Source organism: Bilifractor sp. LCP21S3_F8 (genome assembly GCF_052117805.1).
Taxonomy (GTDB): Bacteria; Bacillota; Clostridia; order Lachnospirales; family Lachnospiraceae; genus Bilifractor.
Genome location: NZ_JBQKIK010000045.1, coordinates 1 through 11,204 on the forward strand (window position 1 = coordinate 1; position 11,204 = coordinate 11,204).

Below are 11,204 nucleotides of genomic sequence, written 5' to 3' on the forward strand. Positions count from 1 at the left end.
GGGCTCCTTTCCGTGAATGGTGGGCTATTCCACCGTGACAGGTGGGCTATCCATCCGTTAGGGATGGGCTAATCGACCGTGGAGACTGGTCTTCTCGGTCGGAATATACAACAAAACATCCGGAATCCCGGATCTCCTGAAGGTCCTCCCGTATCTCACTCTCCGGAGATACGGAAAACGGTGCTTCCTTGTAAAACGTACAGAAACGGCACTTGTTGTGCGAACAACCTGATGTTACCTGTAAAAAACAGGAGCCAGCCTCATAAGGCGGTCTGACAATTCCACATGAAAAATGCATCTTAAATTCTCCTCATTTCTATATATTCACATATCTCGTATTGTCGATATATAAGTCCTGAATTAAACGGGATCTTCATCCCGTTTAATCTGTACACAGTTTAAATTTCGTGACTGAAGTAGTCCGACAGCGCAGAGAGGGTCTCTTCATTCCGTCTGTAATAGGTCCACTTTCCATGCCTTTCTGAAAGAAGAAGACCTGCTTTTTGCAGCATATCAAGGTAATGAGAAACGGTTGACTGTGATATCCCGGCTTTGTCGCGGATGCTTCCAACACACACTCCGCCTTTCAGATCCAGCACATCATCAAAATGTCCTCCCTGTGGCGGAAAATTTTTCTCCGGTTCCTTCAACCACTCAATAATGCTGAGCCGTGATTCATTTGATAGTGCTTTGAAAATTTCAATTTTATCCATGGCTTACATTATATCTAATATTCGCGATATGTCAATACCTAAATACGCAAAATGGCAGTGATAGAGAATTATGCGAAATAGAGTAAACTGAAAGTGATTTCTGTCACAGGATTGTCACAGCTACGGTAACAGCTCTGTCACAGTGCCGGAATAAATTTTTTGAAAAGTTTCGATGTAACAGGATTGTCACAGGTCCACATTTTATCAACTTTGAAGTCCAAGATATGCAAGGAGATGCCAGTTTATGCCAGATTTCAATGAAACCTGAAATCGCGGAAATCCGCATAAAATAAGGCAAAACGCGGCATAAGCCGGCAAAACTTCGCATGATAAAAATTTTATTCATTTGCTACGGCAGGAGGAACGAGGCGGGCGCAAGGTAGAGGATTATCGGGCAGTACCAATGTTTTTTACAGAGCGGGATATATAGAAACTTGGGGACAGGGGATTCAAAAGATTTGTGATGAATGCACAGCGTTAGGAGCAGAGCTTCCGAAATATGAAATAATTGGAACAGGGCTCAGAGTATATTTCCCGGCGCTTAAGAGTGCCCTTATAGATCAGCCTAAAGCACAAAAGCACCAAAATACGGAAAAAAACGGTGCTTTGGACGATGCAATGGTGCTTAGGATCATTGAAATATTGAAGGAACAGCCTGATATTTCACAGGAGGCGTTAGGCGAAAACTTAGGAGTGACACGCCGGATTGTACAGAAGTATATAAATGCTCTTAAAGAAGCCGGTCGAATAGAACGTGTCGGTGGGAAGCGGTATGGGCATTGGGAAATAAATGAATAATAATGTAGCGGCCTCCGGCGTTGAACCGGGAGCCGCTATTTTCATGTCGGTCTTTTTTATAAAAATTGGTCTCGTAGCGTAAGCGGTAAACCGCCAATATGGCTGGCTCTCGTATTAAAGGAATCACAATCGAAATAGACGGCGATACCACAAAACTCACCACGGCTTTGAAAAAGGTCGATAAGCAGATCAGGAACACACAGAGCAGTCTCCAGGATGTGAACAAGTTGCTCAAAATGGATCCGGGGAATGCCGATCTTCTGGCGTAGAAGCAGAATATCCTCTTTGTTTTTTTTATTATACGCAAAATAATCTTTTGTGGTGTATCTTTAGATACAGAAAAAATGATATTACAGCGCTATACTTGTATCAGAAGGCAACAAAACACTTCAAGATGGCATTGCTTGTGACACTGGAATAATCAGACGGGATGCGGAATGCGTAATGACATCTGTGACAATGAACTATGTTATGGCTACGGTAATATTGAACGATGTAAGAAAGAACGGAAAGAAAAGTGCTTTTGAGGAGGAGAAACATGAGAAAACATGTAAAAGGAAATGTCAGTTGGGTCGGCTATATTGACTGGGAACTGGAAAGCTTCCATGGGGATGACTATTCCATCATGAACGGCTCCAGCCAGAACGCTTACTTGATCGAAGAGGAAAAGACGGTCCTGATCGATACTGTATGGACGCCTCACCGTTTTGATTTTGTGGACAATCTGAAGAAAGAGATCGACCTTCATAAGATCGATTTTATTGTGGCAAATCATGGCGAGTGTGACCACTCCGGTTCTTTGACGGCTCTCATGGAGGAGATCCCGGACACGCCCATCTACTGCACTGCAAATGCCGTTAAAAGCATTGAGGGACAGTATGGTAAGCGCGGCTGGAACTTCCATGTGGTAAAAACCGGCGACAGCGTGGATATTGGTAACGGCAAGAAGCTCGTCTTTGTAGAGATGCGCATGCTTCATTGGCCGGATTCCATGGCGACCTTCATGACAGGAGACAACATCCTGTTCTCTAATGATGCCTTTGGCCAGCATTATGCTGTAGAAGAACTATTCAACGACAAGGCGGATCAGTGCCTGCTGAACAAAGAAGCCATGAAGTATTTCGCCAACATTCTCAATCCGTTTGCACCGATCCTGACGAAAAAGCTGGCGGAGATCACCGGTTTTAATCTGACCTTTGATATGATCGCACCTTCTCATGGCGCGATCTGGCGTGAAAATCCGCTGCAAATCGTTGAGAAATATGCCGCGTGGGCAGATGCGTATCAGGAGGACCAGGTCACTATTGCTTATGATACTATGTGGGAGGGCACCACGAAGATCGCGCATAAGATCGCGGAGGAGATCCACCGTCAGAGTCCGGAAACCGTCGTGAAGGTTTTTAATATCTCCAAGGCAGATAAAAATGAGGTCATGACCGAAGTATTCAAATCCCGAGCCATCGCGGTTGGTTCGCCCACGGTGTCGAACAGTTACCTGTCCTCTGTTGCGGGCTGGCTGGAATTTCTGAAGCAGCTCAAGTTCAAGAACAAGAAAGCTGCTGCGTTTGGCTGTTATGGTTGGAGCGGCGAGAGCGTAAAACTCCTGCAGGCGAAGCTGGCCGAAGCAGGCTTCGAAGTTATAGAAGAAAACATCCGTTGCCAGTGGAACCCGGAAGACAGTGATTTTGCCGGGATTCCCGCCCTTGTTACATCGCTGCTCGGTAAGCAGGAGGAGACTGCGGAGACAACGGACAGCAGCGATGGCAAGCCGGCCAAATATCAGTGCGGTCCCTGCGGTTATATTTATGATCCGGAGAAGGGTGATCCTGACAGCGGCATCGCACCCAGAACTGCATTTGAGGATCTGCCTGATGACTGGTGCTGCCCGATCTGCGGTGTGAGCAAAGACATGTTCGAGAAAATGGGTTAAATATGCAGCATGAATGTAAGATCACGGTTCTGGAGACCAAAGTCTTCCCAGACCTTCCGGAACAATATCTGGCGGATCCCAAGTTTATAATCAGTGTCACTGTAAAAAATCGTTTGAAAGACTGTGGATCTCCAGCATGGAGGACGCGGCCATCCGGGAAGGTTTCCGGGATTTGAAACCCGGAACCGCTTATGACAACTTATATGAAGCAGCCCTTTGCCGGGAGCGTGCCGACTGGATCGTCGGAATGAACGCCACCCGGCTTTTTTTATGCCTGTATTCTTCAGGCAGTATCGGATTACAGAGCAGCTAAGAAAGCCAGGAACAAAAGAGAACAGGCCGAGGTGCTGCGGTTCTTCCATTCGCAGTGGTTTGGGGTTCTGACAGAGATTGATCCGGAATATCTGATCCGGAGACTGGACGAGGAGGGCTGACAATGGACAGAAACAACTGGAGAGCGCTGTGCAAGCGGTGCCACGATAAAAAAACCGGACGGGAGGATTCCCATCCGGTGTACAGGTACTGAAATTTGTTATTTTGTAATTGATGACATTCTTCTGTGCGGATCAGTCTGGACAGTGAGTGTAAGACCGAGTGTATCAAATATTTTAAGCAGCGTTGTCAGGTTTGGAGAAGATTTTCCTGATTCAATCCTGGCAACGGATGAGTGTGGAAGACCGCACATCTCTGCAAGGTCACGCTGAGAAAGGTTTAGATTATGGCGCTGGTCAATCATGGCGCTGACAATCTTAGCTCTTTCTTCGACTTCATCAATATCCCTGCCGATTTCGGGATTTGATTCACGCACGTGTTTTTTATAATCGTTCCATGTTGCCATAGCATTCACCTCTTTTCATGCCGTGATTTCCAGTCGTCTCTTTCGGCAAGAGCCTGATTGATCTCACGTTGGGGAGTCTTTTGGGATTTCTTGCGGAACTGGTGAAGTAGAACAAAGGTATTGTTTTCAAAATAGAAATAGAAAACCCTGTTGTTGCCGGGACGCAGTTCCCAGATGTCCTCGACAAGATGTTTCGTTATATTTGTTCCAAGCCTTGTGCCATTCTCCTGCAGAAGCTCAATGTAAAAAGATATCTGCTGATGCTGTATTCTGGCATCTTTATTTTTGCCGGCTTTCTTTTGCAGGTCATCAAGAAACTCCCAGAGCTGCGAGTAACCATTAGAATCTTCATAGAATTCAATGTTGTACATGTAAGCTCCTTTCGTTCAAGAATATGATAGCAAAAATGCGTTCAAGCGTCAAGAGGATATGAATAGATGGCGGGGAAGGTCTGAATTCCTGTGAGCCACGGCTCGGAAACCGCCCCCTCTCGCGTGAAAAACCGCAAAATTCAAGGGAGGGGGGTGTAGGGCAACCGTACATAAGAAAAATGTGAAATTTACCGCAGAAATGCCGTGTTTTGGCACTTCCTGCGGTATTTTATGCGCCGGCTGTCCTGCGGAATGACATCGGAAACGGCATGTTTAAAGCGGAGAATCCGAATGCGGCAGCGGACTTTTGAGGAATGAAATCGCGGATACCGAACAGCAGCTGGAAAGTCTGACGAAAGAATATCAGAACTTCGGCTCCGTTGCCGGACAGGAGATTCAGACTGCAGGAAAGAAGATAGATGCGATTGTGCAAATGCTTCCCGGGTCTTTTGTCGTCTCCGGTATCATGGTAAACTGAAAAAACAGATAAAAAATGTACATTTGCCAGGCCGGCATTTTTCCCTCTGGGGAAACGGATCTTGAATGTCCGCAGTATGTCACATCCTGCCGCCTGGGGCCTTACTACCGGAATTTTCGGCTCATGGTGTACATTTGAAAGAGAAGAGAGAACCCTGCAAAGGAGCGCAGAATACGGCACTTTGCGGAATCTGAGAAAGGATATTTTCTATGATAAGAATACTTTTTGTTTGCCACGGCAACATCTGCCGTTCGGTAGCTGCACAGTACATTTTTCAGAACATAATTAATATAAGAAAGATCGAGGATCGTTTTCTGGTGGATTCCGCTGCAACCTCGACGGAGGAAATCGGGAGCCCTGTGTATCCGCCGATGGAGCATGCGCTCCGGCAGAGCGGGGTTCCGATTGGAAATCACCGGGCAAGGAGGCTTCAGAAATCGGATTATTCGAAGTACGATCTCATTATCGGAATGGATGAAGAGAATGCTTATTATATGAGACGCATTCTCGGAGACGATCCGGAGAATAAGGTGCATTATCTGATGGAGTATGCGGGTCAGCCGGACAAGCGGATCGACGATCCATGGTATACCAGAAAATTTGATCTCTGCGTTTCGGAAATCACGGAGGGATGCATCGGTCTTCTGGAGCATCTTGCGGGACCTACACCGGGTCAGGCTCCGTCCTGATCAGCCCGTTTCCGGCGGCTGAAGAGCATGCCGCCCAGCAGGCACAGCAGGACACCGATAACGATGAAGGCAGCACCGGCAGCGAAGGAGAGACCGACAGTCTCATGGAAAAAGATCACACCCATGACGGTGGAAGTCAGGGGCTGGATCGGATAGAGCGCCGAGCAGTTGCTTGCCGGAAGCGCCGCAAGTCCCTGATTCCAGAGAATGTATGCGATTCCGGTACAGAATATTCCCATATACAGGAGACCGGTGATAACTCCTGCGTTGATCTGAATCGGGGAATGGGTGATGAAGTGCTCAATTACCGCAAAGATGAAGTCACAGACTGCCGCTATGCCGATGGCGCTTCGTGTGACAACGAGCGGGTTATATTCCGACAGTCCCTGACGGGTGAGCACGGAGACGAGGGACCAGAGCAGAACGGAAAGGATCGACATCAGAGTTCCGGGAAGGTTGAAGCTGCCGCCGGTACCAAGGATGAGATATACGCCGAATACCGCCATGAGGATGCCTGTGATTTTGTTTGACGTCAATTTTTCATGAAGGATCGGTATGGCCATGATGGAAATGGTGACCGGGTTGAGCGAGTTGATCAGTGATGCCATAGAGGAGCCGGCGTACTTTGTTCCAATCAGCTGAATGCCGGCACCGACCGCGTAACCCAGCACGCCCATCAGCAGGACATATTTCCATCCCCTTCTGTCAAGTCTTGTTTTCCGCTCCCGGGAATCCCTTTCAGGTGCCGCAAGGTTTGTTTTCCGCTCCCGGGAATCCCCTTCAGGTGCTGTAAAGTTTGTTTTCTGGCCATCGATGGATTCGTGGTGAGACCTCCGGGTTTCTGCTTTCAGAATGATGCTCAGCGTTACGAAGGCATTCGCAAAACGGCAGAACATGACAGCAAAGGTCGGCACATACCGCAAGACTATCGAGCTGACAACATAGAGACTTCCCCATATTACAAATGCGAAGACAAGACCAAGATAAGCTGCCGCAGATTTTTTCACAACCGAATCCTCCTCGTTGATTTTCCGTTTTCCAATGTTAGCATAAACAAAGAGGAGCGGAGTTCTCTTTTCAGCTGTCTTTTCTGAGCGCGTATCTTTCATCTCAGGTGTAAATCACAACTCACAACTTAAAGGCCGCGAACCGTGCGCTGATCATCGTTGCAATGAAGATCGAACATTTGCGGCTGGATATGTTCTCTGCCGCGGGCGGTTATTCCGTTCGCGGCGTTCTTTTTTCTCAGTTCTCCCGGCGTGCAGCTGAATTTTTCCCGAAAAAGACGGCGGAAGAGCTTGTAGTTTGTAAATCCGTGTTTATCGAGGATTTCGTAAAGGCGTAAATTGGTGTGAATCAGATCCTCATAAACATAAGACAAGCGTACATCATTCAGATATTCGAGATAAGTCTGCCCCATCAGACGCCTGAACTTCCGGCAGAAGTACTCCGGCTGAAGGTGAGCGATGGAAGAAACCCTGTCGATGGAGATTGGTTCCATGTAGTGATCGTGAGTATAATCGATGACCGGAGTGAGGGCTTCCAGCATTTTCGCTGAGGCAGGTAGAACCGTTGGTGCCACAGGCACACGAAAATTATGGTACAGCTCATACAGGAGCTCAAACAGGAGACTGTTGAAGCGGAGAAATCCGCCTTCGGGCTGAATATCCTCGACGACAGCCATATTCTCCAGAACGGTTTTGATCTGCAGAAGTTTTGTCTGGTGCCTGGGATCGGAATTGTGCGTTTCAAGATCAAAATAGCAGTGATCAAAATCCGGGATGTAGCGGCTGAGAAACGCAGTCGGGAACTGAACAAGGATGGAGTCGTTGCCGAGACTTCCGTTCGTTGAGTGTATGACACAGGAGTTGATGATGATGCAATCCCCCTCATCCAGACGCGTCTCATGATCATTTTGTGTGACAAAAAGCGTTCCTCTTGTAATATAGATCATTTCCACGGAATTGTGCCAGTGGCGTTCGGCAATGTCATAGGAATCGTGAAAGATTTCAAACAGGACATCCCGGTTCGGATTAGTATGCACGATTTCATGGGTGACAGACAGATTTTTCATTTCTACACGTTCCTTTCAGCTCACAGACACAAGGAAGCTCTGCTATACCATTTCTTTGAGAATATCACGTCCGGTACTTTCCTTCAATGATTCCCATCGGGTTTGCTGAAAGTCTGATCGGGGGGATTTTCAACCATCATAAAAGTCAAAATCGACCTGTTTTTTACACAGAAATATATCTGTGAGGTTCTTATTTCCGGAAGTATTATAGATGCAGTTGAGAAGACAGCGTGAGTTTAAGACATCCTTACCCGATAAAAAGTGATTGTCCTATGAGGAGGAAAAGGTATGAAGATCAGAGGTGTGAATCTGGGCAACTGGCTGGTCCTGGAAAAATGGATGAATCCTCATCTGTTTGACGGGACGACAGCAGAGGATGAGTATTATCTTCCAAGACAGCTGAGTCCGGAGGTTTATCAGGCGAGAATTCAAATCCACAGAAGCGAATATATTACAGAGCGCGATTTTGTCACGATCGCTTCGTGGGGTATGAATACCGTGCGGATTCCGGTTCCATACTTTGTTTTTGGGGACAGGAAACCGTTCATCGGATGTGTGACAGAGCTTGATCATGCTTTCAATTGGGCTGAGAAGTACGGACTAAAGATACTGCTGGATCTTCACACTGCGCCCGATTCGCAGAATGGGTCTGACAATGGAGGAATCTGTGGGGTATGTAAATGGGCGACAGAGCCGGATGAAGTTGAATTTGAGCTTTCGGTGATTGAACGTCTTGCGGAGCGCTACGGGAAAAGGCCGGGGTTATGGGGAATTGAACCGTTGAATGAACCGGCGACACCGGAGATATATAAGATATTAGATGTCTCCAAACGTTATCCTCCCGTGGATCCGAAGATGGCAGAAGAAAACGCGCCGGTCAGCTGGGAGTTCCTGTATGATTTTTACCGGGAGGCATACAGAAGGATCCGGAAGCATGCAGATGAGGATAAAATTGTCCTCTTTCATGATGGATTTGATATTCATCGCTGGAAGGATTTTTTCGCAGGAGAGGAACTCGAACATGTAGCGCTTGATACGCATCAGTACCTGATGATGGCGGAGATGTGCGGCTGTCCGCAGACAACGGATGGATATCTGGACTATATCAAAAATCATTTCGCCGCAGATATGAAAGAAGTGCAGCAGTATGTGGATGTTATATGCGGGGAGTGGTGTCTGTTTAATTCTCTTGCGACGGGAACGGATACGCACGGCGGTCAGTCCGTACTGAACGGAGACGAAGCCGGAAGCGGAAGCAGCGAAGTATTCACAGCGGAGCAGAAAAGAGATATTTACCGGCCAATCGCAGAGGCACAGCTGGCTGCATGGGAGAATGGAAGCGGATACTTTTACTGGAATTACAAGCTTCTTACAGATACGGTAAACACAGCCGGCTGGATCGGATGGGATTCCTGGGACCTTGGAAGATGTATTGATTTCGGATGGTTTCCGGTAAAGCACTGACGTAATCAGAATACAGAAAATAATACGCTGGCAGCGGGTTGAAGAAATTATGGAAAAAGAGGAAACAGATATGAAGAAGAGAATTCATACCGCAACTGCGGTGAAGGATGCAAATGTAAAGCTTTCTTTTATGGAAAGATTTGGTTATGGAATTGGGGATTACGCGGGAAACCTGGTTTATTCCGCGATCAGCGCATTTCTGCTTGTCTATTACACAAATGTTGTCGGGGCAAGTGCGGCAGCTGCTGCAAGCATCATTGCCATCAGTAAATTTTTTGACGGCATTTCGGATCTGGTCATGGGATACATCATCGATCACACACATACAAAGCTTGGCAAGGCGAAGCCATGGATCAAGCGGCTGTTTATTCCGCTTGCTGTCTGTCAGGTGCTGATGTTTACCGTTCCGTCTTCCTGGGCGTCCGGAGCGCAGCTGGCGTATATGTTCCTGACCTATAATCTGGTATCTACGATTTTTTATACCGGCATAAATGTGCCTTATGCGACAATGCAGGGCCTGATGACTACCAATTCCTATGAGAGAGGTCTGCTTGGCACATTCCGGAACCTTCTGGCGACAGCCGGTACGATGACAATAAATACATTTACACTGAAGATGACAGCTGCCTTCGGTGGGGGAGATCAGTACAGCCAGAGAGGATGGACATTGACAACTGCTGTGCTGATGGTGATTTTCTGCGCGCTTACAATCTTTCAGCTTGCAGTGACACATGAGCGGGTGGATTCCTTTGAGACAGATGACGAGACGAAGGAAATTCAGAAAATATCCTTCGGAAAAGGTATTCTTGCGCTGGTGACAAATAAGTACTGGGTGCTTCTCGTCATCAACATCTTTTCTACATACTTCATGATGTCGACATTTTTTGGATCCGGCGTCTATTTTGCACAGTATGTGCTTGGCAACACAGCCTACTATTCGCCGGTTTCTAACGCACTGTCAATAGCGCAGATCGCGACTTTATTTATCACTCCTGTTTTCATGAAAAAGCTTGGAAAAAGAAATACTGCAATGATCGGATCTGGCGTCGCTCTGCTTGGATTTGCTCTTACCGGATTTGTCGGCAGCAATGTAGCTGCGGTCGTTGCGCTTTCTGCGATAAAGGGCATCGGATTTGGTTTCATGGGAGGTACCATGTTCGGGATGCTGCAGGACGCGATCACATTCGGAGAGTGGAAACAGGGCTTCAACATTGCCGGCATGGGAAATGCGGCTTCTTCCTTCTGTATGAAGATCGGGTCCGGTGTGGGTACAGCTGCACTTGGATGGATTCTTGGAGCAGGAAAATTTGACGCTTCTCTCGCAAGTCAGACGGCATCTGCGGTTACTTCAATCAGGACATCTTTCATCTGGATTCCAGTGATCACATCCATTGTGTCGCTGATCTGCATCCTTCTTTTTGATCTGGACAAAAAATATGATAAAATTGCTTCAGATCTTGCGGCCGGAAAGCATATGAATGATTAATGCGGCTGGATGCGATTCCGAAGATAACAGGCATAAGGATGAAGTGCGAGGGCGCGGAATCCGAATATGCGCGGACGCTGCGACAGACGGACGATGCAGGCCCCTGTGGGATTGCTCCGTGCTTCGCACTCCCGCAATCCTACAGGTATTCGCGTTTTCGCCGTGTTTCACACGGCTTCACGCTCATACCTGTTGCCTTCGAAATCGCATGCAGTCTCTTACACACGCTTCGCGCGTGACGATCCTGTCTGTGTTTTCGAAGAGCTTATACAGTAAACCCCCATGCCCCGCAGGCGGAGCACCACAATAGATATAGCCTGTATTCTGAAAACCCATTATACTACCTCCTTATTTCGTGTATAC

The 11,204-nt window shown here is 47.4% G+C and carries 12 protein-coding genes and 4 pseudogenes; 11 read left to right on the plus strand and 5 right to left on the minus strand.

Annotated features, from left to right (window positions below):
- Positions 1-398: 398 nt before the first annotated feature.
- On the minus strand, positions 399-713 hold the full coding sequence (locus tag ACTQ3A_RS13465; protein ID WP_441495151.1) for an ArsR/SmtB family transcription factor: 315 nt from the start codon (positions 711-713) through the stop codon (positions 399-401).
- Between the two features lie 414 nt (positions 714-1,127).
- Here ACTQ3A_RS13465 and ACTQ3A_RS13470 point away from each other — a divergent pair.
- The 7 genes and pseudogenes from ACTQ3A_RS13470 to ACTQ3A_RS13500 form a co-directional block, all read left to right on the plus strand.
- Positions 1,128-1,235 (plus strand): annotated as a pseudogene (locus tag ACTQ3A_RS13470) (hypothetical protein); the annotation flags it as partial.
- An 84-nt stretch (positions 1,236-1,319) separates the two neighbouring features.
- Positions 1,320-1,511 (plus strand): helix-turn-helix domain-containing protein, encoded by a 192-nt coding sequence (locus tag ACTQ3A_RS13475; RefSeq protein WP_441495342.1) that lies wholly within the window; start codon positions 1,320-1,322, stop codon positions 1,509-1,511.
- 98 nt (positions 1,512-1,609) lie between these two features.
- Positions 1,610-1,777, plus strand: a pseudogene (locus tag ACTQ3A_RS13480) (phage tail tape measure protein); the annotation flags it as partial.
- Between the two features lie 272 nt (positions 1,778-2,049).
- Positions 2,050-3,231: pseudogene (locus tag ACTQ3A_RS13485) on the plus strand (flavodoxin domain-containing protein); the annotation flags it as partial.
- On the plus strand, positions 3,226-3,441 hold the full coding sequence (gene rd / locus ACTQ3A_RS13490) for a rubredoxin (RefSeq protein ID WP_441495159.1): 216 nt from the start codon (positions 3,226-3,228) through the stop codon (positions 3,439-3,441). The pseudogene ACTQ3A_RS13485 and the gene rd, both read left to right, overlap by 6 nt.
- An 82-nt stretch (positions 3,442-3,523) precedes the next feature.
- Positions 3,524-3,721, plus strand: a pseudogene (locus ACTQ3A_RS13495) (DNA topoisomerase III); the annotation flags it as partial.
- Between the two features lie 156 nt (positions 3,722-3,877).
- Positions 3,878-3,967 (plus strand): HNH endonuclease, encoded by a 90-nt coding sequence (locus tag ACTQ3A_RS13500; RefSeq protein ID WP_441474026.1) that lies wholly within the window; start codon positions 3,878-3,880, stop codon positions 3,965-3,967.
- Positions 3,968-3,973: 6 nt separating this feature from the next.
- Here ACTQ3A_RS13500 and ACTQ3A_RS13505 read toward each other — a convergent pair whose 3' ends face one another.
- Together ACTQ3A_RS13505 and ACTQ3A_RS13510 are read right to left on the minus strand one after the other, a co-directional pair.
- A complete protein-coding gene (locus ACTQ3A_RS13505; protein WP_441098815.1) occupies positions 3,974-4,279 on the minus strand; it encodes a helix-turn-helix domain-containing protein in 306 nt (101 codons plus the stop codon).
- Between the two features lie 5 nt (positions 4,280-4,284).
- Positions 4,285-4,650, minus strand: coding sequence for a type II toxin-antitoxin system RelE/ParE family toxin (locus ACTQ3A_RS13510; RefSeq protein WP_441098814.1), 366 nt, complete (start codon positions 4,648-4,650; stop codon positions 4,285-4,287).
- A 307-nt stretch (positions 4,651-4,957) separates the two neighbouring features.
- Here ACTQ3A_RS13510 and ACTQ3A_RS13515 point away from each other — a divergent pair, with 307 nt between their 5' ends.
- Together ACTQ3A_RS13515 and ACTQ3A_RS13520 are read left to right on the plus strand one after the other, a co-directional pair.
- The gene (locus tag ACTQ3A_RS13515) at positions 4,958-5,128 is read left to right on the plus strand and encodes a hypothetical protein (protein ID WP_441495152.1); all 171 of its coding nucleotides are present in this window, start codon (positions 4,958-4,960) and stop codon (positions 5,126-5,128) included.
- A gap of 209 nt (positions 5,129-5,337) precedes the next feature.
- The gene (locus tag ACTQ3A_RS13520; RefSeq protein ID WP_441495153.1) at positions 5,338-5,817 is read left to right on the plus strand and encodes a low molecular weight protein-tyrosine-phosphatase; all 480 of its coding nucleotides are present in this window, start codon (positions 5,338-5,340) and stop codon (positions 5,815-5,817) included.
- On the opposite strand, the gene ACTQ3A_RS13525 is transcribed toward ACTQ3A_RS13520, so the two are convergent.
- Both ACTQ3A_RS13525 and ACTQ3A_RS13530 read right to left on the minus strand, forming a co-directional pair.
- Positions 5,802-6,824 (minus strand): DMT family transporter, encoded by a 1,023-nt coding sequence (locus ACTQ3A_RS13525; RefSeq protein ID WP_441495154.1) that lies wholly within the window; start codon positions 6,822-6,824, stop codon positions 5,802-5,804. The genes ACTQ3A_RS13520 and ACTQ3A_RS13525 overlap by 16 nt on opposite strands.
- A 128-nt stretch (positions 6,825-6,952) precedes the next feature.
- Complete coding sequence (locus ACTQ3A_RS13530; RefSeq protein WP_441495155.1) at positions 6,953-7,891, minus strand: AraC family transcriptional regulator; 939 nt, start codon at positions 7,889-7,891, stop codon at positions 6,953-6,955.
- 288 nt (positions 7,892-8,179) lie between these two features.
- Between ACTQ3A_RS13530 and ACTQ3A_RS13535 the strand changes: the two genes are divergently transcribed.
- Both ACTQ3A_RS13535 and ACTQ3A_RS13540 read left to right on the plus strand, forming a co-directional pair.
- Positions 8,180-9,355 carry a glycoside hydrolase family 5 protein gene (locus ACTQ3A_RS13535; protein WP_441495156.1) on the plus strand — a complete coding sequence of 392 codons (1,176 nt, stop codon included), beginning with the start codon at positions 8,180-8,182 and terminating at the stop codon, positions 9,353-9,355.
- Positions 9,356-9,404: 49 nt separating this feature from the next.
- On the plus strand, positions 9,405-10,841 hold the full coding sequence (locus ACTQ3A_RS13540) for an MFS transporter (RefSeq protein ID WP_441495343.1): 1,437 nt from the start codon (positions 9,405-9,407) through the stop codon (positions 10,839-10,841).
- Positions 10,842-11,204 lie beyond the last annotated feature (363 nt).

What these genes read in the sequence shown, in the direction of transcription:
- ACTQ3A_RS13465 (WP_441495151.1), bottom strand. Translation starts at nt 713, where the DNA reads ATGGATAAAATTGAAATTTTCAAAGCACTATCAAATGAATCACGGCTC.
- ACTQ3A_RS13500 (WP_441474026.1), top strand. Translation starts at nt 3,878, where the DNA reads ATGGACAGAAACAACTGGAGAGCGCTGTGCAAGCGGTGCCACGATAAA.
- ACTQ3A_RS13505 (WP_441098815.1), bottom strand. Translation starts at nt 4,279, where the DNA reads ATGGCAACATGGAACGATTATAAAAAACACGTGCGTGAATCAAATCCC.
- ACTQ3A_RS13510 (WP_441098814.1), bottom strand. Translation starts at nt 4,650, where the DNA reads ATGTACAACATTGAATTCTATGAAGATTCTAATGGTTACTCGCAGCTC.
- ACTQ3A_RS13520 (WP_441495153.1), top strand. Translation starts at nt 5,338, where the DNA reads ATGATAAGAATACTTTTTGTTTGCCACGGCAACATCTGCCGTTCGGTA.
- ACTQ3A_RS13530 (WP_441495155.1), bottom strand. Translation starts at nt 7,891, where the DNA reads ATGAAAAATCTGTCTGTCACCCATGAAATCGTGCATACTAATCCGAAC.
- ACTQ3A_RS13535 (WP_441495156.1), top strand. Translation starts at nt 8,180, where the DNA reads ATGAAGATCAGAGGTGTGAATCTGGGCAACTGGCTGGTCCTGGAAAAA.
- ACTQ3A_RS13540 (WP_441495343.1), top strand. Translation starts at nt 9,405, where the DNA reads ATGGAAAAAGAGGAAACAGATATGAAGAAGAGAATTCATACCGCAACT.